Annotated in this window: 16 protein-coding genes; 6 read left to right on the top strand and 10 right to left on the bottom strand. The window is 36.5% G+C overall.

Annotation, left to right across the window (positions count from 1 at the left end):
• Positions 1 to 72 precede the first annotated feature (72 nt).
• Complete coding sequence (locus EKM02_RS02760) at positions 73 to 282, top strand: helix-turn-helix domain-containing protein (protein WP_126451944.1); 210 nt, start codon at positions 73 to 75, stop codon at positions 280 to 282.
• 168 nt (positions 283 to 450) lie between these two features.
• Here EKM02_RS02760 and EKM02_RS02755 read toward each other — a convergent pair whose 3' ends face one another.
• The 7 genes from EKM02_RS02755 to EKM02_RS02725 all read right to left on the bottom strand — a co-directional run bounded on the left by EKM02_RS02755 (position 451) and on the right by EKM02_RS02725 (position 11,579).
• Positions 451 to 732 (bottom strand): FoF1 ATP synthase subunit delta/epsilon, encoded by a 282-nt coding sequence (locus tag EKM02_RS02755; protein WP_126451943.1) that lies wholly within the window; start codon positions 730 to 732, stop codon positions 451 to 453.
• Between the two features lie 69 nt (positions 733 to 801).
• Positions 802 to 2,313: a F0F1 ATP synthase subunit beta gene (gene atpD, locus EKM02_RS02750; RefSeq protein ID WP_073204939.1), complete on the bottom strand. Its 1,512-nt coding sequence runs from the start codon at positions 2,311 to 2,313 to the stop codon at positions 802 to 804.
• A 258-nt stretch (positions 2,314 to 2,571) separates the two neighbouring features.
• Positions 2,572 to 4,065, bottom strand: coding sequence for a G-D-S-L family lipolytic protein (locus EKM02_RS02745; RefSeq protein ID WP_126451942.1), 1,494 nt, complete (start codon positions 4,063 to 4,065; stop codon positions 2,572 to 2,574).
• A gap of 33 nt (positions 4,066 to 4,098) precedes the next feature.
• Positions 4,099 to 6,924 carry a carboxypeptidase-like regulatory domain-containing protein gene (locus EKM02_RS02740; protein WP_126451941.1) on the bottom strand — a complete coding sequence of 942 codons (2,826 nt, stop codon included), beginning with the start codon at positions 6,922 to 6,924 and terminating at the stop codon, positions 4,099 to 4,101.
• Between the two features lie 381 nt (positions 6,925 to 7,305).
• Positions 7,306 to 9,153 carry a glutamine--fructose-6-phosphate transaminase (isomerizing) gene (glmS, locus tag EKM02_RS02735; protein WP_126451940.1) on the bottom strand — a complete coding sequence of 616 codons (1,848 nt, stop codon included), beginning with the start codon at positions 9,151 to 9,153 and terminating at the stop codon, positions 7,306 to 7,308.
• Positions 9,154 to 9,162: 9 nt separating this feature from the next.
• Positions 9,163 to 10,752, bottom strand: coding sequence for a DUF4270 domain-containing protein (locus tag EKM02_RS02730; protein WP_126451939.1), 1,590 nt, complete (start codon positions 10,750 to 10,752; stop codon positions 9,163 to 9,165).
• Positions 10,753 to 10,772: 20 nt separating this feature from the next.
• Positions 10,773 to 11,579, bottom strand: coding sequence for a glycogen/starch synthase (locus EKM02_RS02725; RefSeq protein WP_126451938.1), 807 nt, complete (start codon positions 11,577 to 11,579; stop codon positions 10,773 to 10,775).
• A 108-nt stretch (positions 11,580 to 11,687) separates the two neighbouring features.
• Here EKM02_RS02725 and panC point away from each other — a divergent pair, with 108 nt between their 5' ends.
• From panC to EKM02_RS02705, 4 genes are all read left to right on the top strand, one after another.
• Positions 11,688 to 12,536: a pantoate--beta-alanine ligase gene (panC, locus tag EKM02_RS02720; RefSeq protein WP_126451937.1), complete on the top strand. Its 849-nt coding sequence runs from the start codon at positions 11,688 to 11,690 to the stop codon at positions 12,534 to 12,536.
• A gap of 14 nt (positions 12,537 to 12,550) precedes the next feature.
• Positions 12,551 to 12,901 (top strand): aspartate 1-decarboxylase, encoded by a 351-nt coding sequence (panD, locus tag EKM02_RS02715; protein WP_126451936.1) that lies wholly within the window; start codon positions 12,551 to 12,553, stop codon positions 12,899 to 12,901.
• Between the two features lie 235 nt (positions 12,902 to 13,136).
• Positions 13,137 to 14,498 (top strand): DNA repair protein RadA, encoded by a 1,362-nt coding sequence (gene radA, locus EKM02_RS02710; RefSeq protein ID WP_126451935.1) that lies wholly within the window; start codon positions 13,137 to 13,139, stop codon positions 14,496 to 14,498.
• 377 nt (positions 14,499 to 14,875) lie between these two features.
• Complete coding sequence (locus EKM02_RS02705; RefSeq protein WP_126451934.1) at positions 14,876 to 16,843, top strand: transglycosylase domain-containing protein; 1,968 nt, start codon at positions 14,876 to 14,878, stop codon at positions 16,841 to 16,843.
• 51 nt (positions 16,844 to 16,894) lie between these two features.
• Here EKM02_RS02705 and EKM02_RS02700 read toward each other — a convergent pair whose 3' ends face one another.
• The 3 genes from EKM02_RS02700 to EKM02_RS02690 all read right to left on the bottom strand — a co-directional run bounded on the left by EKM02_RS02700 (position 16,895) and on the right by EKM02_RS02690 (position 20,163).
• Positions 16,895 to 17,932 carry an aldo/keto reductase gene (locus tag EKM02_RS02700; protein ID WP_126451933.1) on the bottom strand — a complete coding sequence of 346 codons (1,038 nt, stop codon included), beginning with the start codon at positions 17,930 to 17,932 and terminating at the stop codon, positions 16,895 to 16,897.
• A 355-nt stretch (positions 17,933 to 18,287) separates the two neighbouring features.
• Complete coding sequence (locus tag EKM02_RS02695) at positions 18,288 to 19,229, bottom strand: flagellar motor protein MotB (protein WP_126451932.1); 942 nt, start codon at positions 19,227 to 19,229, stop codon at positions 18,288 to 18,290.
• A gap of 172 nt (positions 19,230 to 19,401) precedes the next feature.
• Positions 19,402 to 20,163, bottom strand: coding sequence for an exodeoxyribonuclease III (locus EKM02_RS02690; RefSeq protein WP_126451931.1), 762 nt, complete (start codon positions 20,161 to 20,163; stop codon positions 19,402 to 19,404).
• A 199-nt stretch (positions 20,164 to 20,362) separates the two neighbouring features.
• Here EKM02_RS02690 and EKM02_RS02685 point away from each other — a divergent pair, with 199 nt between their 5' ends.
• On the top strand, positions 20,363 to 22,165 hold the full coding sequence (locus tag EKM02_RS02685; RefSeq protein ID WP_126451930.1) for a GNAT family N-acyltransferase: 1,803 nt from the start codon (positions 20,363 to 20,365) through the stop codon (positions 22,163 to 22,165).
• Positions 22,166 to 22,286: the final 121 nt, after the last annotated feature.

The raw sequence follows: 22,286 nt of genomic DNA, 5'->3' as shown, positions 1-22,286 counted from the left end.
GTTATTAGCTTTTTCTGATGTTATTAAAAAAGGAAATATCATAGAAACGGAAAATAATTTAACAATATAACCATGTCTATTATCATCAACTTAGATATTGTGCTCGCAAAGCGGAAGATACGTTCCAATGAATTAGCGGAACGAATGGGAATTACCACGGCCAACCTTTCTATTTTGAAAACCGTGAAAGCAAAGGTGATTCAATTTTCGACTCTAGAACTGATTTGTAAAATTCTGGAATGTCAACCCGGAGATATTATGGAGTTCGTAAAGGATAAATAATCTCTTGTTCTCGACTTTTTAGCCCAGATGGAAACGGCATCCTTTTACAAAGCTTCCAGCCTTTTGAAGGCTGGAAGCTTTGTAAAAGATATAGTGGACAGCTGGACATAGCTCCAAAAAAAAAGCCTCACAAATTGCGAGGCTTTCATTTATATATCGGAAATCATCTTAGTCAACTAAAACAATAACTTTGTTGTCTTTCATTTCAATTGTTCCTGAAGTGATCGTTAGCGTATAATTTTGATCATCTAACTTCGTGAATTTACCAACTACCTCTTTTGCAAAAGCAAAAGTAGAAGCTGTAATTTTCACGACACCTTTTCCTAAAATAGAAACGATTGGCGCGTGGTTATTCAAAATTTGAAAGCTTCCATCAACTCCGGGCAATGTAACCGAAGTTACTTCTGCTGAAAACAATTTTGCTTCTGGTGATACTATTTCTAATAACATACTTTTTAGTTTACAGTCTCAGTTTACAGTCACAGTACTGAATACTGAGACTGAACACTGAACATTAATTTATGCTTCCGCTAACATTTTTTCTCCAGCTTCGATAGCTTCTTCAATAGTACCTTTAAGGTTGAAAGCTGATTCTGGCAAGTGATCTAATTCACCGTCGATAATCATATTAAATCCTTTGATAGTATCTTTGATGTCCACTAACACTCCTTTTAATCCTGTAAATTGCTCTGCAACGTGGAAGGGTTGAGATAAGAAACGTTGTACACGACGTGCTCTTGAAACGGCTAATTTATCTTCTTCAGATAATTCTTCCATACCAAGGATCGCAATGATATCTTGTAATTGTTTGTATTTTTGTAAAATTTCTTTTACTCTTTGTGCACAGTCATAATGCTCATCACCTAAAATTTGAGGCGTAAGGATTCTTGAAGTTGAATCCAATGGATCAACCGCTGGATAAATACCTAGCTCAGCAATTTTACGAGATAATACTGTTGTTGCATCAAGGTGAGCAAAAGTTGTAGCCGGAGCCGGATCCGTTAAATCATCCGCAGGAACATAAACCGCTTGTACTGATGTAATAGAACCTTTGTTTGTTGATGTAATACGTTCTTGCATTGCACCCATTTCAGTAGCCAATGTTGGTTGGTAACCCACTGCAGATGGCATACGGCCTAAAAGTGCCGAAACCTCAGAACCTGCTTGTGTAAAACGGAAGATATTATCCACGAAGAACAATACATCTTTCCCTTGATCAGTTCCTGCACCATCACGGAAATATTCAGCGATAGATAATCCAGAAAGTGCTACACGAGCACGAGCTCCTGGAGGCTCATTCATTTGTCCGAAAACGAAAGTAGCTTTAGACTCTCTCATTCCTGGCATATCTACTTTAGATAAATCCCATCCTCCATTTTCCATAGAGTGCATGAATTCATCTCCGTATTTTATAATTCCTGACTCTAGCATCTCACGAAGTAAGTCATTTCCTTCACGTGTTCTTTCCCCTACTCCTGCAAATACAGAAAGTCCACCGTGACCTTTTGCAATATTGTTGATCAACTCTTGAATTAATACTGTTTTACCAACACCAGCACCACCAAACAATCCAATTTTCCCTCCTTTTGAGTAAGGCTCAATTAAATCGATTACTTTAATACCTGTGAATAAAACTTCAGATGAAGTTGATAGATCTTCAAATTTCGGTGCCTGTCTGTGAATAGACATCCCGTTTTCTCCTGTTTTTGGCAAGTTTCCTAAACCATCAATTGCATCTCCAATCACGTTGAATAAACGACCGTAAACATCAGCACCAATTGGCATTTGGATAGGATTTCCTGTTCCAACTACTTCATAACCTCTACTCAAACCATCTGTTGAGTCCATCGAAATGGTACGTACCGTGTTTTCACCAATGTGAGATTGTACTTCAAGTACTAATAGTGTACCATCTTTTTTTGTGATTTCTAATGAATCATAAATTTTTGGAAGTTCAACATCCTTACCGTTGAAAACAACGTCAACTACTGGGCCAATGATTTGGGCAACTTTTCCTATTACTTTTGACATCACTTATGTATTTATTAAATAGCTATTTAGGTTTATGAAACAGAACCAATCGAAACATATCGATTATACCCTTTTTTCAGTGTGCAAAGATAATTTTTAAAATATAAAATCAAGATGTTTTTTTATAAAAAAAGATATTTTTTTAATAGATTATTTACAAACGACTTAGAAACTAACAAAAGACCGAGTTGTCACTAAAATAAACAACCACCACGTCATCAAACGGGTGGTTGTTATTATGTAAAAATCAAATTCTAATTATTGAATAGAAGCCGGATATTGAATTCCGTATAACCCTAAATCAACACCTTTCAAGTTAGAGCCATATTTAGTATTTATGGCTTCTATGAATTTATTGGCAATCAAAGCATATCCTCTAGGACTTGGATGAACTCCGTCTAAAGAAAAAGTACCACCAGTTACATAAGCAGCTGTCATGTGAAAAGTACCAAAACGAATTCCTCCGTTATTCAACTGATTTAAAATTGACGCAGCATCAACAAAAGCCAGGCCATTAGAATCTGCAGCAGCTTTTATCGTTACATTATAAGCATCAGTAGCTAACTTTATCTCAGAAACCTCCGAAGCTGTTAAAACTCTATTATCTTGTAATGGATAAGTCACCCCCACTGTATTAAATGGAGGCGGAATTCCAGCTTGTGATGTTCCAATAACCGTTCTGGTAGTAAGTAATATAAAATCTTTATTAGCAACATTTGCTCCTCCATTAGCATGACGTGCTTGACCGTATAAGTTACCCATTAAACCAGCTTGAGATGCAGGAACGCCAGCAGCAGTCAAAGCACCAGTTATCTGAGCACTGTAGTTTACCAAAGTTTCATCCCTTATCAACAACGGATTTGTAGCTGAAGCAGACAGTGTTTTGATTCTGCTTCCAGCGCCCAAAGCAGAAAGAATTTGTTTTACAGGCCCTAGCAACTGTGTATTCAATTGTGCTGCAGTGGCAGCATCCAATGGAATTGGGTTATAGGGAACCGTCGTGAAAAACGGAAGATTGTTGATATATGGTAAATTTGCTACAACTCCTTTTCTTCCTCCTGTAGCAAGAGCAACAGCTAAAGCATTGTAAGCCGCGTTAAATGTGCCTGCCGGAGTAATATCATTTCCCGCAACAGGATCTTGCGAAGTAGGAATACCACCATTAGTAGCATATCCTAAAACATCATTCCCTCCAATAAACAAGGAGAAAAAAGTTGGATTTTGATCTGTAGCATCTTTAACCATACTTGACATTGCGGTTTTTGCAAATCTGCCAAAGTATGGGTTCGCTTGCCCGTATCCTGCGATTCCTAAGTGTATAGCTTTCGCACCTGGAACACCCATATTGCTGTATGCTCCAGAAATACTAGTGCCAAAAACTGTTCCCGAAACACCTGAAACATTTACAGGCCCAGCACCATTGAAATACAAACGAGTTGGAAATTGTGGAATTTGATTCCCTCCATTAGAAAAACCTCCTCTATTATCGTCAGCCATAAATGGATTTGTAAAAACACCTCCACCAACTAAAGCGAATTGCTCTGCCATAATATTTGGATATGAATTTTTTTGACCCGCTTTAAAAAGAGCACCATCACTATATCCTGCCGCAAATGAATCTCCTAAAGCCACAAATTTAGAGAAATCTGCAGAACCTGCAGTTAGCGGCTCTTCAACGACTACCTCATCCTCGTTATTACATGCTGCGAAGGTTAGCGAAATCAACAACAGCCATTTGAAATTTTTTATCATAATATATTTTTTAAAATTATTGACTTTTCTGAATTACGGATTAATTGTCCAAGAAGCAAACCATTGTTGTCCGATGGCACCCGCTCCAATTACCTGAATATAATCCCTTCCTCCTAAATTAGTAGCTCCTACTTTAAGCACTGATTTTAAGAACGGAAAACCATAATTAATCTGAGCATCTAAGACTGTATATTCAGGAACAATTCCATCAGCAAACGAGGACTGCCATAAATATTCCGTATTGTATCTCACATTGATATTAAACCCAAAATTTTTGAATAATTTATCATTTCCTAAAGACGCTTTAACCCTATGTTTTGGAGTATTGAAACCAGCTACAAAACCTGGATCTTCTGCTTGATCGAAACTAAATTCAGCAAAGTTATAATTGACACCAACCTCAAAATCTTTATACACTTTTTTAGATAAGCCTACTCCAAACCCTTGAGACGTAATTTTCGCAGTGGTATTTGTATACACTTGATACACCCTTCTATCTCCGTTACTTAAAGCAGAAAGTGTCGCTAAAGTTGCCGGATTGCCAAAATCAAATGTCGTGTTAACGTCCCCATAATAAGGACTAATTACTCTTGAAACATTCATGAAATCATTATACACATTGTAATATCCATTAATATCAATTGATAAGTCATTATTTACAACCGTACGATATCCTAGCTCAAGTGCTTGAACTTCTTCTGGCTTTACCAGCCCTATATTAGCCACTTGCAACAAAGCTGCTGCAGCCGGAACATTAGCTGGATTAGCCGCTATTGCCGCACTAAAAGCCCGAACTGAAGCTAGCGTAAACGAATTATTATACGCATTTTGTCCTGTTAATGTTAACGTAGCAGGAACGCCCATTGCTTGTCCCGCCGCACTAACTCCTCTAACCTCTGTAAAACGATCTAAGTTTTCAGGAGCTGAACCAATTAGAGCAAATGGCCCTAAGTCAAGACCAATATACTGGTCTTGAGTTGTTGGATTTCTAAAACCAGTTTGATAAGAAACCCTGAAATTATGTCTTTTTGACTCTCCCGCAGAATACACTAAAGAGACACGTGGGGATATATTTCCATTAAAATTTTGACTTTTATCGTACCGTGCAGACCCAGTAAATTTCAATCGGTCATCTAAGAATTTTTTAGTTAATTGCGTATAAGCACCATACTCGTTATAACGTAAAGGACCATCAAAATCAGTAAAAATTGTTCCCTGAGAATTCATTTCATATTGTCTGAATGACCCTCCTAATTGAATCTCTGCAAATTTTATTAGATCTTTAAAATTATAATTTACATCTGAATGGTAAATTTTTGATTGATCAATAAATTTAGCTCCTTTGGTTAGATCCGGTTCCGCGATTGCAGCCGCCAAAGCACGATTGAATTGTACCGAACCCGGTTCAAATCTTGCACTCCCTGTTGGAGTTGGCAAAAAAGGAAGTCCAGCCGGTTTAATATTGTAATCGGCATAGTTCCTTGCATTCGCGGCAGACAACTGCGCATTAGTTCCCAAAACTGCCCCTGAAAGTTGATATGCTGTAGCATAGTTCGTAAACCATTCTGTATCTGATTTTGCCGCTCTATTTACATTCCAAGCAGCAAAACGCATGTCATAGGAATTCCCCGCATCTTCATCAGTAACATACCCTCTCACAAAGAAATTTTTCCCTTTTACTTCTATTTTAGTTTGTTGCATAAAGAAATCATTAAGCGCATATCTATTCGCTCCTTGATAAATAGTGCTCCCCAAACCTATTTTGTGCTGTAATATAATTTCGGTTTCCCCTTCCCATGGTTTAAAATGTAAAGAAAAATCTGCCTTTACACTTCTTACTTTATTGTCATTCAGGTCTTGTTCTCGGTATCCCGTTCTGCTTACCTGACCAACATTAGTGATAAAAGTGGTTACCTCATCACCGTATAAATTTAATCCGTCATAATTTTGATTATTAGCATGACCTATTGATCCGCCAGTAACACTCCTTTGATCAGCAGCAATCCATTCAGTAGCCCTCAAAAAATTAAAATTCCCTTTGGCGGCAAAATGCTTGCTGAACGCTTTAGCAGCTCTAAGTCCAAAATCAAAATAATCATTAGTTCCTGCTGCTTTCTGGGTTGTTTGTCCATATTTTACATAAGTACTGATTCCTTGATTTGTGAACGGATTTTTACTGTTCATAAATAAAATACCATTGAAAGCATTTGCACCATACAATGCAGAGGAAGCTCCTGGCAGTAATTCTACGTTAGCAACATCAATATCAGAAAGTCCTATTAAATTTCCCAAAACAAAGTTTAAGGCCGGAGAGGAATTATCCATTCCGTCTACCAATTGCATAAAACGCGTGTTGGCGACAGTTGAAAAACCTCTTGTATTGATCGATTTAAAGGAAATACTACTGGTATTAAAATGCACCTCTTTCAGGTTTTCTAAACCATCATAAAAAGTTGGCGCTGTGGTGTTTTTTATCTGCTGAATTCCCATTCTTTCAATAGTAACCGGGGACTCGATCACTCGTTCTGGTGTTCTTGAAGCAGAAACTACAATTTCATCTAATTTATTCTCTTCGTCTAAAAGCATTATGAATAGTTTTTGACTACTGGAAACAACACTAATTTGTTGGGAAACAAACCCCACACTGGTCACCTCAATTGAATAAGGTAGTTTTTTAGAGGATTGCAATACAAAAGAACCGTCAAGATCCGTAATTGTGCCAGAAGTATCTCCAACTATCTTGATGTTGGCTCCAGGAATTGGTTGGTTGTTACTATCTGTAACAATACCTGAAATTGAGTTTTGAGCAAAGGTTAGACTGCAAAAAAACAATGACAAAAAAAGTAAATACACTCTCATTGGGTTCTATTTTGTTGGTTTATGTAGCCAAAGTACAAATATTTTTGATATTAATAAAAAATCGGCTAAAAAATTTCATATTTATCAGTAATTTTGCCTCATTTACAGTTATTCTACATTTGTATTTTATTTTAAAATGTTAAAATTTAGATTAAAAAATCAAAATTTCACTATGCATGCATATAAAAAATACATTTATCACAAAATTATTATTGATTTTTGGATATATGATAAAAGTGTCAAAAGAGCAAACATTTATGATTCGTTTGCATTTCGGAAAAAAATTAAAGACAAAAAAAGTACTAATAAAAAAAGCCTCGAAAGTTTTTCTTTCGAGGCTGGCACTATTAAAAAGGATGTCAATAATATCCCTATTATATTTTATTCTACAGTAACCGATTTTGCTAAATTACGAGGTTGGTCTACATTGCATTCCCGCATAACAGCAATATGATAGGACAAGAGCTGTAACGGTATTGTAGTTATCAGCGGCGATAAAGCATCTGAAGTTTCTGGTATTTCGATAACATAATCTGCTAACTCCCTAACTTGAGTATCGCCTTTAGTCACCACTGCTATAATTTTACCACTTCTGGATTTTATTTCTTGTATATTACTTACAATTTTATCGTAATGACCTTGTTTAGGCGCAATAACGACTACTGGCATGTGTTCATCTATCAGTGCAATTGGTCCATGTTTCATTTCAGCAGCAGGATAACCTTCAGCATGAATATAGGAAATCTCTTTTAGCTTTAAGGCTCCTTCAAGCGCTACAGGAAAGTTATAGCCTCTCCCCAAATAAAGACAATTTGGAGCATCTTTAAACATCGCCGCAATTTCTTTTGCTCTCTCGTTTGTCTCTAAAGCTTCTTTTACTTTTTCAGGTATAATTTCTAATTCCTGTAAATAAGCATGAAAAACAGAATTTGACAATGTCCCTTTGGCTTTAGCCAAACGCAACGCAATCATAGTCAAAACCGTAATTTGAGTGGTAAAAGCCTTGGTCGAAGCAACACCTATCTCAGGTCCGGCATGTGTATAGGCTCCAGCATGTGTTTCTCTAGAAATAGAAGAACCCACCACATTGCATACTCCAAAAACAAATGCCCCGTTTTCTTTGGCCAACTTAATTGCCGCCATTGTATCTGCCGTTTCTCCAGATTGAGAGATGGCGATCACAATATCTTTACTATTAATTATAGGATTTCTATATCGGAATTCTGATGCATATTCAACTTCAACTGGGATACGGGCAAATTCTTCAAATATATATTCCGCAACTAAACCGGCATGCCAAGAAGTACCGCAAGCAACGATTATAATTCTATCGGCGTTTAAAAATTTTTCTAAATTATCTTCCACACCAGACATTTGAATCAATCCCTGATTAGCATGAAGCCTTCCACGATAAGTATCTTTGATAACACTTGGCTGCTCATAAATTTCTTTCAGCATGAAATGATCATATCCTCCTTTTTCAATTTGCTCCAAATTCATTTGAAGTTCCTGAATATTCGGATTTACTAAAGAATCATCTTTAATTTTCCGGATTTTCATCGGTTTGTGCAACCTGATATTCGCCATTTCACCGTCTTCTAAATAAATAGCATTCGATGTATATTCTATGAATGGGGAAGCATCAGAGGCAATGAAAAATTCTCCTTCTCCAACACCTATAGCCAGTGGACTTCCCAGACGGGCAGCCACAATTTCATTAGGATTTTTTTTATCAAAGACAGCAATTGCATAAGCGCCCACCACTTGGTTTAAAGCGACCTGGACTGCTTTGCCTAATTTTAGATTGTCTTTTTTTTGTACTTCTTCAATTAGATTCACTAACACCTCGGTATCCGTATCTGAATGAAATACATACCCTCTTTTTATCAACTCTGCTTTTAAGGGAGAATAGTTTTCAATAATTCCGTTATGGATTATAGCCAAATCTCCAGAATTAGAAAGATGCGGATGCGAATTTACATCATTAGGAACTCCATGCGTAGCCCAACGTGTGTGACCTATTCCAATTGTTCCGTTGGTAGTAATGCTAGAAGAAACGCTCTCCTCCAGATCAGAAACCTTTCCTTTTGTCTTACACAGTTTCAAGTTTTCGCCATCATATAGCATGACTCCAGCACTATCATACCCTCTGTACTCAAGCCTTTTCAATCCCTTTATTACAATAGGATAAGCTTCTCTATAACCTATATATCCAACGATTCCACACATAAATTTGGTTTAATTTGGTTTTGTATAAAAAATTTCAAGTTTCAATCGTTTATCTGATGGTACGGTAGATTTAGAACCGTATAAAATAGTTCCCAAAGGACTCATAACAGAAGCTTTTGGCGCTCCAGTGATGAAGGAATTAGGAGTTCTCAATATATGGGAAGGAAATACACTGATGTCTTCGGTAACAACAACTCCTAATTTGACATTAGTTGAATCCTTCACATTGATTAGATTTCGTATTTGATTGGTTATTCTGATCTTGTATGTCAACCCTTTTTTGGAAGTAGCGTTTACGTTAATATTCCCATCAAAAACTGTTTTTGCTTTTTTAAGATTGGCAGTATTAGAAGATAAGTCCATAAAATAGTCCACAATAGGCCGATTATTATTAAAATCATATAGATAGATCCTTTTTGGCTCATAACTACCTGACATAGCCTCCGCATCAATATGAAAAACAAGACTTGCTTCATTGATCAACCAGCCACTGTTCCTAATGGCTTCTAACTGACCCGGAGTGTTAAAAAGACTCAATACTGCAACGGATCCTTGGCCCCCTTTAAGGTATAATTTTTCGTCTCCTTCCGAAGTATTTCCCGTATTAGGCAAAGCATTATAGGCAAGTCCGCTACTTCCAAAATTGTTTTCTAACAAACTAACACAGTTTCCTGTCAGGTTCATCACTATAGTTTTTTTAACTCGTGTTGGGTTCCCTCCCGTGGTTGAGGCCAAATCTTCATTATATTTTATTGTGATTTTCCCTGCTTTAAAGTCCAACATTGCTAAATTACCAGCACTTCCTGCCGCTTTCTCCATTTTAAAGTACAGGCCTCTAAAATAGTCTTTAAAAACATCATTTGTTGCTAATTTTCCCGAAGCAACAGCATCTATTATTCTTGTCTTAAAATAGCCTCTATTTAGACTGATTTGCATTCCCGGAGCCGTTCTTGTTGTGGTAACAGCACTAGTTAAGGAATCCGTAACCGCAACTACATGCTCCGCAGGATTAAAGAAAAAAGCATCGTTTTGTGCTGTATCCACAGCGTCATTTAAACGATTGGATACTTTAACATTATCAAATTCTGTATTTTGGTTTGTAAAATAATTTTGAGCCTGTTGAAAACCACCTACCGGATTCGTATCTCTCATGTAGTAACCCGACTCATAGATACTAATTTTCATTTTAGCTTTTTCGGCACCATAAATTGAATCTAAGCGATACACATTTCCCGTTGTGGTAGACGAGGAGGTCAATGTGCTAAAATATGGAATTGTCAAGATTACACTTTCTATATAAGGGTTTGCACCTATAGTAGTTATAGGAGTGACCAATGTCAATTGTGTACCATAATTTGCTGTTACTTCGCCGAAATTAGGATTATTAAAAATCCCTAGAGGGCTTACTGCCAAATTATTAGATTGTATTGGCCCTGTTTTTTGATTGTAGGCTATTACATCATACGTTTCTTTTTCTAGGTTAAAATTATTTTCACCTATTAAACCCGCTCCAATTTCATTATAATCTTTATCACAAGAATATAAAAAAGCAATACTTGCCACTACCAGAATTTTCTTAAAGAAAGAATTATTGTACATATTTAATAAAAAAGTTTAATTTAAAGAACCTCGTTTCTGTAGAAATTAGTATAGGCTTCCGCGAATGCGTCTTTCGGGACGAAAGATAAAAAAGGTTTCCCTGAAGATTCTATAAATTTTGTTAAACTTGAAGACAGGTTTTCCGAGGCAATAATCACAGCATCAGAATGTTTTATTGTGGCCTTAATAATATTTTCATAATCCGGGATTTCTAGATCAGCTATATCTTCTTTAGGTATGCCATCAAATTTTACTTTATTAATCATTCCAGCATCTAAACTTCCTTCAAAAGACTGACTGTAAACCGATGTAACGATCTTTGTCTCTGAAAACAATGCCTCATTTTTATAATAATGTTTCATGTAAATGGGCAACATTGCCGCCATCCAGCCATGAACATGTATAATATCTGGCACCCAATTGAGTTTTTTTACGGTTTCTACCACCCCTTTTGCAAAGAAAATAGCACGCTCATCATTATCTGGATACATGACGCCTTCTTCATCTGCAAAAGTTGCCTTACGCTTGAAATATTCATCATTATCAATAAAATACACTTGTATTCGTTCCTTTGGTATAGATGCCACTTTAATAATCAAAGGCATATCCAAATCATTTACTACCAAATTCATGCCCGAAAGTCTGATAACTTCGTGCAACTGATGTCTTCTCTCGTTAATATTCCCATACCTTGGCATAAAAATTCTTATTTGTCCGCCTTGATCGTTAATCATTTTTGGAACGTCATAAGACATCAAAGAAACCTCATTTTCAGCGAGATAAGGCACCACTTCAGATGATACGTATAATATCCTCTTATCTTTCATATTGTAATTTACTTAATTTATTGGCAATAAAAACAGTGCAAAATTACAATAATTTATGCAGTTATTAACTAAAATAGTAAGTTTGCATTTAATTTTAATAATACAGTCATGCCTATTTTCTACGGAAAAGGATCTTTAATGGACTATTTGAAACCTATAAAGGCACTTCACTCCACCATTGGATTTGTTCCAACTATGGGTGCTTTACACCAAGGCCATCTGGCATTAATGCAAAAATCATTGTTGGAAAATGAGAATACGGTAGTGAGTATTTTTGTCAATCCTACGCAATTCAACAATTCCGAAGATCTGGCAAAATACCCAAGAACATTAGATGAAGACGTAAAAAAACTTACGGCTTTGAATCCAAATATCATTTTATACGCCCCTACGGTGGCCGATGTTTATGATGGAACACCCCTTGCAGAACATTTTGATTTTGATGGACTTGAAAATCAAATGGAAGGCAAGTTCAGGCCTGGGCATTTTAATGGTGTCGGTACAATTGTAAAACGACTATTTGAGATTGTTCAACCTACAAAAGCTTATTTTGGGGAAAAAGATTTTCAGCAATTGCAAATCGTAAAAAAAATGGTAGCTAAAAACCATTTAGACATAACCATAATTGGCTGTCCCATTTTTAGAGAGCCTAACAATCTGGCCATGAGTTCCAGAAATGAACGTTTATCAGCTCTGGAAAGAATCGAAGCCGCAATCATCTACAAAATTTTAACTTCTGTAAAAGCCCAATTTTTTACAAAAAGTACCGCCGAAATTTCAGAATGGGTTCAAAAATCATTCCGGAACAATCCTACATTTGTATTGGAATATTTCGTTATTGCTGATGAAGCAACCCTGCTTCCGTGTACCCGAAAACATAAAAATAAAAAATACCGTGCCTTTATTGTTGTAATAGTCAACAATATTCGTTTGATTGACACCATTTCATTAAATTAATTTACTTTTGTAGCATGCAAATTCAAGTTTTAAAATCAAAAATTCACCGCGTTAAAGTAACGGGAGCCGATCTGAATTATATCGGAAGTATTACCATTGACGAAACGTTACTGGATGCTTCTAACATCATTGAGGGGGAGAAAGTGTCTATTGTAAACATCAATAATGGTGAACGTTTTGAAACCTACGCCATCAAAGGCGAAAGAAATTCAGGAACCATAACCCTCAACGGACCTGCGGCCAGAAAAGTGCAAAAAGACGACATCATCATCATCATCTCATACGCAACAATGGAATTTGAAGAAGCAAAAACCTTCAAACCATGGGTTGTTTTTCCCAATGAAAAAGACAATTCTTTGACCTAAAACATTCCACTCCAAAACGACTCTTTATGGTATCGTTTATGATACACAAAAGACTTTTGTCACTTCCAGCCACTGATGCTCTATTTTTTAAATAAGAAAAAGAAAAGCAACAGTGGCTAATTTTTTATAATGTAGTATATTGCTTCTCCCAGTGAGCGTGAAATACCCGTACTTTAACCAAACGGTTGCTACTAGAAAAACAGGATGCTATGAAAAGCCAAATACCAAAAAAATAATGTCAAAAGTAAAAACAACTTTTTTTTGCCAAAACTGTGGCGCACAATATGCCAAATGGCAAGGACAATGCAATTCCTGTAAAGAATGGAATACAATAGCAGAAGAAATTATACAGAAACAAGAAAAAACCGCTTGGAAAAGCGAAACTACTTCTAGCAGTAAAGCACCAAAACCGTTACGAATAAACGAAATTGATTCTGCTCAGGAAATCCGAATGGACACGACAGATGGTGAACTAAATCGCGTTCTGGGTGGTGGAATCGTTCCCGGATCCTTAATTCTTTTGGGTGGTGAACCCGGCATAGGAAAAAGCACGCTACTACTGCAAATCTCTTTAAAATTACCTTATAAAACTTTATATGTTTCAGGCGAGGAAAGTCAGAAACAAATAAAAATGCGTGCCGAAAGAATTACGCCCAGCGGTGACAATTGCTATATTCTTACCGAGACAAAAACACAAAATATCTTCAAGCAAATTGAAGCAATACAACCGGAAATCGTGATTATCGATTCCATTCAAACCTTGCATACGGATTATATCGAATCCACTCCCGGCAGTATTTCTCAAATACGGGAAACCACTGCCGAACTAATCAAATTTGCCAAAGAAACTAATATTCCCGTGATTTTGATTGGTCATATCACCAAAGACGGTAACATTGCTGGACCAAAAATCCTAGAACACATGGTCGATACTGTTTTACAATTTGAAGGTGACCGAAATCACGTATATCGTATTTTACGTTCGTTAAAAAACCGTTTCGGATCCACTGCTGAAATTGGTATTTATGAAATGCTGGGCAATGGTTTGCGAGAAGTTTCGAATCCATCCGAAATACTGATTTCGCATAAAGACGAGGAATTATCCGGAACAGCTATTGCCTCTACTTTAGAAGGCATGCGCCCGTTGATGATTGAAATCCAAGCCTTGGTAAGCACCGCAGTTTATGGAACACCGCAGCGCAGTACAACAGGTTATAATGCCAAAAGACTCAATATGATTCTGGCCGTTTTAGAGAAAAGAGCCGGTTTCAGGCTTGGCGCAAAAGACGTTTTCCTGAACATCACAGGAGGAATTTCAGTGGATGATCCGGCAATAGATTTGGCTGTAGTTGCCGCCATTTTATCCTCAAATGAAGACATTGCGGTCAATAAAGGTTTTTGCTTTGCCGGCGAAGTGGGACTTTCCGGCGAAATACGTCCTGTAAACCGCGTGGACCAACGCATTCAGGAAGCGGAGAAATTAGGTTTTTCGACCATTTTTGTTTCTAAATACAATAAAATTGCGTTGAAAAATACCGGAATTAACATTCGATTAGTAGCCAAAATTGAAGATGTGGCGAGTGAGTTGTTTGGATGATATTTGTTGACAAATCTAAAATAACGTTTCTCTTATACATTTAGTATTGCAACTAATTGTGATTATTTGGTTTACGACGCAGAAGTTGTAGTCTTGATTTGTTTTCAAATACTCTAAGGGCACGGATTGCAAATCCGTTATCGGGATATAAAAAACCGAAATCCAATTACTAATGGCACTGCTATCGAGAATATCAAAAACTACAACGCAGAAATGTTGTAGTTTTTGATATCCTAAAATGGAATAGCATTCATTTTATCCAATCAAAACTATAAAGAAAATTATAAAAAACTCTGCTTTAATATTATTTTCCTTTTCTTTATGACTAATACTCCAAACGCATTGTCTTTTAGATTCTTTTATTTTTAAAACTGTTTATGAAAACCCAAAAACAAAACATAATTCTAGCAACAAAAATACTTTTTGTATTGTTTACCACTATAATTATTGCTTTTTACCTTTTTCGTGATGCCGTTTTACAGCAAACCATTGCAAAAGTTTCCCATGAAATGAAAATGGGTTACAACAGTACTTTTACGATAAAAAAAGCTTCTTTTGATGGATTATCAGGCTTGAATCTTACCGAAATAGCATTGGTTCCAAAAAATGCCGATACGCTTTTTAAAATTAAAAAATTAAAAACCAGCGTTAATTTGTGGCATTTGATAACCGGCGACCTACAACTTGGTACTTTAGAGGTTCAGAATGGTTTTATTCAATTAGTAAAAAAAGGAAAAAAGGGAAATTACGATGCTTTTTTAAAGAGGGACAATCAAACACCAGTACAAAATGAGAAAAGAGATTACGCTCAATTTGCCTACAGAATCATCTCAAAAGTACTAAATTTAGTTCCAACTGATATGATTCTGAACAATCTTTCGATCCGAATTAACGATAACGAAAAAAAAACAAACATCAATTTCCAAAAATTGCGATTGGTCAACAAACAACTAGAAACTTCTATTAATGTAAAAACCAATACGATTTCACAACGATGGAGAATTAAAGGATTTGCTGATCCAAGAAACAAAAAAGCGGATATTCGTTTTGTAAATATCGATACCGGTGCCATCAAAATGCCGTATTTAGACCAGCGGTTCAACCTAAAATTAAGCTTTGACTCCATTCGTTTGAATATTCAAAACATAGATAAAGACGGTGATGAATTGCATATCGATGGGTTTATGGCTATTGCCAATTTAAAACTCAACCATCCTAAAATCGCCAGCAAAGATGTATTGCTAAAAAACGCCAAATTTGATTACCGTTTTCTTTTGGGTTCTGATTTTATTTCGATTGACAGCAGCTCAACGGTTCAGTTAAACAAGATAAAATTTTATCCTTATGTGGCTTATGAAACTGAGAAAGACACGATTTATAAACTCAAAGTGAATATTCCCAAAATGAACGCGCAGGATTTTATCACTTCGCTTCCAGACGGTTTATTTGCCAATTTTCAAGGCATGAAAGCCAGTGGTACTTTTGATTACAAATTGGACTTTACATTCAACCAAAACAAACCCAATCAACTGGTTTTTGACAGTAAACTAAAAAAAGAAAATCTAAAAATTACAAAATACGGTGAAGCCAACCTGAACAAACTCAAAGGCGAATTTGTGTATCGCGCACTTATAAAGAACGTGTTGCAACGTCCGGTTTTAGTGGGTTCTGCTAATCCAAATTTCACGCTCCTGGACCAAATTTCACCGTATTTACGAAAGTCAGTTTTGACAACGGAAGATCCTTCTTTCTTTTCGCATCGTGGTTTTGTCAGCGAAGCTTTCAAACAATCCATCATCAAAAACATAAAAACTAAAAAGTTTTCCCGCGGTGCCAGTACCATCAGCATGCAATTAGTGAAAAATGTTTTTCTGAGCCGGGAAAAAACTGTTTCCCGTAAACTGGAAGAAATTTTATTGGTTTATATTCTGGAAAACAACCGGATTGTAAGCAAGGAACGCATGCTCGAAGTGTATTTTAATATTATCGAATGGGGTCCAAATGTATATGGAATTGGCGAAGCAAGTCAGTTTTACTTTCAAAAAACACCTTTGGAATTATCGCTGAACGAATGCTTGTATCTTGCTAGAATCATTCCAAGTCCTAAGAAATTCATGTATCAGTTTAACGATCTAGGGATGTTGAAAGATTTTGCTGTACAACAAGAATCGTTCTTAACGAATATTATGTTTCGAAGAGGACTTTTGACTTCTGAAGACACGATTTACAAGACCTTACCAATATTGATTTCAGGACCTGCAAAATCTTTTATCAAATTCAAAGTACAAGATTCCACGCAAATAAAAATGGATTCCTTAGCCGTTGATGATGAATTTGATCTTTAATTATTAAAAACAACCCTGTCAGAGTTTGGAACTCTGACAGGGTTTATTAAATTAAGGTGCCGGATCCGGAATCACGGCTTGCACTTCATCAATCGCTTTTAAGATTTCATCCGAAAGTGATACTTGAATGGTATCAATATTTTCTTTTAATTGTTCCAATGTGGTTGCGCCAATAATCGTGCTGGTTACAAACGGCTGTTGTTCTATAAATGCCAACGACAATTCCGTCAAGGTCAATCCGTTTTTCTTAGCGATTTCCTGATATAGCCGCGTGGCTTCGATGCATTGTGGACTGTTGTATCTGGAATACTGCGGAAACAATTTGATTCTGGCATTTGGATGCGCTTCGCCAGTAAGGAATTTACCGGACAAAACGCCAAAAGCCATTGGAGAATAAGCCAATAAACCAACATTTTCTCTCAGGCAAATTTCAGCGGACCCGTTTTCAAAAAGTCGGTTCAATAACGAATACGGATTTTGAATCGTCTTTATTCTTGGCAGATTATTGTATTTGCTTTCCTCCAGAAAACGCATAATTCCCCAAGGATTTTCATTTGAAAGACCTATGTGATTTATTTTTCCTTCCTTGACAAAACCGTCTAATGCTTCCAGCACATTATGAATATTATCTTCCCAAGCATCGTCTTGCACTTTGAAACCGCGTTGTCCAAAATAATTGGTTTTACGTTCCGGCCAATGCAATTGGTACACATCCAGATAATCAGTTTGCAGGCGTTGCAAACTACTGTCCAATGCAAACTTGATACTGGCGGGCGAAAAATCTAATTTTTCTCTCATGTAGCCAAAATTAGGATTGGGTCCGGCAATTTTGGAGGCCAAAACAATTTCTTCTCTTTTCCCTGTTTTCTTGAACCAGGTTCCAAGGATTTTCTCTGTACTTCCATAGGTTTCCTGACGCCCCGGAATAGAATACATTTCGGCAGTATCAAAGAAATTGACTCCGTTTTCTAAAGCATAATCCATTTGTGCGTGACCATCAGCTTCTGTGTTTTGTTGCCCAAAAGTCATGGTTCCAAGGCAAATTTTGCTGACTTTTATATCAGTATTGGGTAGTGTAGTGTATTTCATTTTTAAGGAAATTGTATTTTATTTTCGAAAACAAAGATAAAATTAGTTTGCGGTTACGATTTAGTGTTAACAGAAAATTGACAAAAGTTTACAGGATGTTAAAAAAATAACCGCGAATTCGCAAATTAAAAGCCCTTGAAACGAAAGATAAAATTAGCGAATTAGCGGTTAAGAAAAGGTTTCTTTTTTAAACCATTAAGAGATTAAGTTTCATTAAGAATTCACGCATAATTTTCTTAATTCCTTAATGGTTAAACTTATAAAACTGGAGATTATTTTATAAAATATCCCGTAGAGAACAAAAAAAGGTTCAAAGCATACACTCTGAACCTTTCTATACTTTAACCTTTAAACCTTAATTTATTTCATTCAGCATTTCGGCAATTTCATCTAATCTTGGGGTAAGAATGATTTCAATTCTACGGTTCTTCGCTTTTCCATCAGCAGTTGCGTTACTGGCTAGCGGGGAGAACTCTCCTCTTCCGGCGGCGGTAAGACTTTGTTTGTTGATTTTTGAGTTTTCGCTCAAAATCGCTACGATTGCGGTGGCTCTTTTGGTTGATAAATCCCAGTTATCGGCAATTGGTCCAGAAGCTGAAAAAGCATCATCATCCGTATGTCCTTCAATAAGAACGGAGATTTCAGGATTGTCTCCTAAAACTTTACCTAATTCTACTACTGCCTTTTTCCCTTCGGAACCTACTGACCAACTTCCGGAATTGAAGAGCAGTTTGTTCTCCATGGATACGTATACTTTTCCATTTTTTTGTTCGACAGTCAATCCTTTTCCTTCAAAACTATTCAAAGCATTAGAGAGTGTTTCTTTTAGTTTTTTCATGTTAGCTTCTTTGGCGGCGATCAAATCTTCTAATTCTTGCAAACGCTGGGCACTTTTGCTCAAACGCTCTTGTTCTACTGCCAACGCTTTTGCTTTCTCATCTAATTGGCCTAGTAAATCACGATTTTTCTTCATATTACTTTGTAAAGCCTCTCCGCTGTTTTTCTCTAAAGCGGCATAGGAATCCTGCAGGACTTCGAGTTTGTTTTGAGCAGCAGCATAATCTGCTTTCAATTTATCAAGCGCTGCTTTAGAAGCACTCAAGTCAGAAGTTAAAGCGGTCCGATCTAAATCCAATTGGTTTTTAGTTTTCAGTAAATCTTCATTTTCGTCCGTTAGACTTCGGTTTTCCTTTTTGGAATCCGCATACTTGTTTTCTAAGTCATTGTATATTTTTTTCGACACGCAGGATGTTGAAAGTGCTAATACGAGTAATCCTAAGGAAATTTTTTTAATCATTTTAATGGTATTTTTATCGTTTTTATTGTTGTTTTGAAATCAAAAATTAAAATGGTATTCAAATGCCCTAGCCCCGATAGAAGTGAAAATCCTTTTCTCTCGTTTTTCAACGAGAGAAAAGATTGTAACGGATAGCGGGAAATAGCTCCTCCCTAGGCTGCGCTAAAGAGGATTACTCTAATTCTACCAAGACCGGGCAATGATCTGAATGTACGGCATCTGATAAAATAACGGCTCTTTTGAGTTTATGTTTCAAAGAATCGGCAACTAAATTATAATCGATGCGCCACCCTTTGTTATTTCCTCTGGCTCCAGCGCGGTAACTCCACCAGGAATACTGATGCGGTTCACTGTTGAAGTGGCGAAAACTATCGATAAATCCGGACTTTATAAATCCGTCAAGCCAGGTTCTTTCTTGGGGTAAAAATCCGGAAACGGTCTTATTTCTGATTGGGTCATGAATGTCAATTGCCTCGTGGCAAATGTTGTAATCACCACAGATAATCAAGTTTGGCGTTTCTTTTTTGAGTTCATCAATATAATTCTTAAAATCATCCATAAACATGAATTTATGGTCGAGTCGCTCCATATTTGTCCCAGATGGCAGATACAAACTCATCACGGAAAAATCATCATAATCAGCCCGAAGATTTCTTCCTTCAAAATCCATGTGGTGAATTCCGGTTCCGTGGACCACATTATTAGGTTTGATCTTTGAAAGAATTGCTACGCCGCTGTACCCTTTTTTAGTGGCTGAATAATAATATTGATACGGATACCCTGCCTTTGCAATAGCCTCCACAGGAATTTGATCTTCAGTGGCTTTGATTTCCTGTAGGCAAATGATGTCCGGATTTGCCTGTTGCAACCAATCGATAAATCCTTTTGAAATGGCGGCTCTGATTCCGTTGACGTTGTATGAAATAATTCTCATATAGTGTGTATTTGAATTTCTGTCGAAATAAATAATTTCCAAATGGTATTAGAAATACATTTTTAGATTCTGTCAGAAAAAATTATGGCGTGTATGTACCGATTTCAAATGTAATAAAAAAGTACAAGTTTGACTCAGAAAAATAGAGAAAATGGAGTTTTTTGCTATCTTTGTTTCTTGCTTTAAAAGAAAAAAATTCATGGGTTTAGTAACCGCCAAAGAAGTTGCAAAAGCAATAAATGCTGATAAGTATGGAGTTTTGGGTACCTTTTCAGGATGGATACTTATGAAGGTGCTAAAGATTTCTACCTTAAACAAAATGTACGACAGAAATAAGCATTTGAAAGATGTTAATTTCCTGAATGGAATATTAGATGATTTACAAATAAAATTTGAAATTCCGGAAGAGGATTTAAAACGCCTACCAAAAGAAGGAGCTTACATCACGATTTCAAACCATCCACTGGGAGGAATTGACGGGGTTTTATTATTGAAATTAATGCTGGAGAGAGAGCCCAATTTCAAGATTATAGCTAATTTTCTTTTACACCGCATTAAGCCGCTCAAAAAATACATCATGCCGGTGAATCCTTTTGAAAATCATAAGGATGCTAAATCAAGCGTGGTGGGAATCAAGGAAACACTGCGTCATTTAAGCGATGGAAAACCCTTAGGCATGTTTCCCGCAGGTGAAGTATCTACCTATAAAGACGGAAAGTTAATGGTAGATAAGCCGTGGGAAGAAGGAGCTATCAAAGTAATTAGAAAAGCACAGGTGCCTGTGGTCCCTATTTATTTTCATGCTAAAAACAGTCGATTATTTTATTTACTTTCTAAAATAAGCAGCACTTTTAGAACGGCAAAACTGCCTTCGGAAGTCTTTAGCCAGAAACGTCGTGTGATTAAAGTACGTATTGGTAAACCAATTTCCGTAAGCGAACAAAATGAGCACAAGACTTTAGAAGAATACTCAGAGTTTTTACGAAAAAAAACATATATGCTGGCCAATCCTTTTGAGAAAGAAATTCCTTTTTTGCCAACACCCACCTTAAAAATCCCTAAAAGTCCAAAGAAGATTGTTACTCCGGCCAACAGTGAAAAAATGATTGCCGAAGTTGATGCCGCAAGAAATAGCGATTGCCGCCTTTTGCAAAGTAAAAATTACGAGGTTTTCTTTACTGAAGCCGCTAAAATTCCTAATGTCCTACACGAAATAGGACGTCTTAGAGAAATCACTTTTAGGGAAGTAGGCGAAGGAACCAATGAGTCTATTGATTTAGACAAGCACGATAAATATTATCATCATTTGTTTTTATGGGATAATGAAGCCCATAAGATTGCCGGTGCGTACCGAATGGGATTAGGTTCAGAAATTTATCCGAAGTATGGAATCAATGGATTCTACCTCAACGATCTGTTTAGATTTGAGCCCGAATTGCATGACATGATGCACAAATCTATCGAAATGGGACGCGCTTTTATCATCAAAGAGTACCAACAAAAACCAATGCCGCTTTTCTTGCTTTGGAAAGGAATTATGCACACAACATTGCGTTACCCGGAACATAAATTTTTACTGGGTGGTGTGAGTATCAGCAATCAATTTTCAGATTTTTCTAAATCCTTAATGATTGAATTCATGAAATCTAATTATTACGATCCGTATATTGCGCAGTACATTCATCCCAAAAAAGCGTATAAAGTAAAATTAAAAGATGCCGATAAGGATTTCATTTTTAACGAAACCGAATCCGATTTGAATAAGTTTGATAAAATTATCGACGAGCTGGAACCGGGAAGTTTGCGTTTGCCGGTTTTAATCAAAAAATACATTAAACAAAATGCAAAAGTGGTCGCATTTAATGTGGATCCGTTGTTTAACAATGCCGTAGACGGATTGATGTACATCAGGATTGCAGACATTCCGGAAAGTACGATGAAGCCCGTAATGGAAGAATTCCAGAAAGAACTGGAGCGAAAACTGAGCGAGAAAGAAGATTAATTTCAGAATTACATTAAATAAGTAAGTCGAAAGTTTAAAAGTCGTAAAGTCAAAAGAATTAACTTTAAGTAAAACAACTTTAAATCAGATTGTTACATAATTTTATCTTGATTTTAAAATA

The sequence above is a fragment of the Flavobacterium sp. RSP49 genome (assembly GCF_003968735.1).
In the GTDB taxonomy this organism is placed as follows: Bacteria; Bacteroidota; Bacteroidia; order Flavobacteriales; family Flavobacteriaceae; genus Flavobacterium.
The sequence above is the reverse complement of the archived record's forward strand: the minus strand, read 5'-3'. Positions and strand labels throughout refer to the sequence as shown.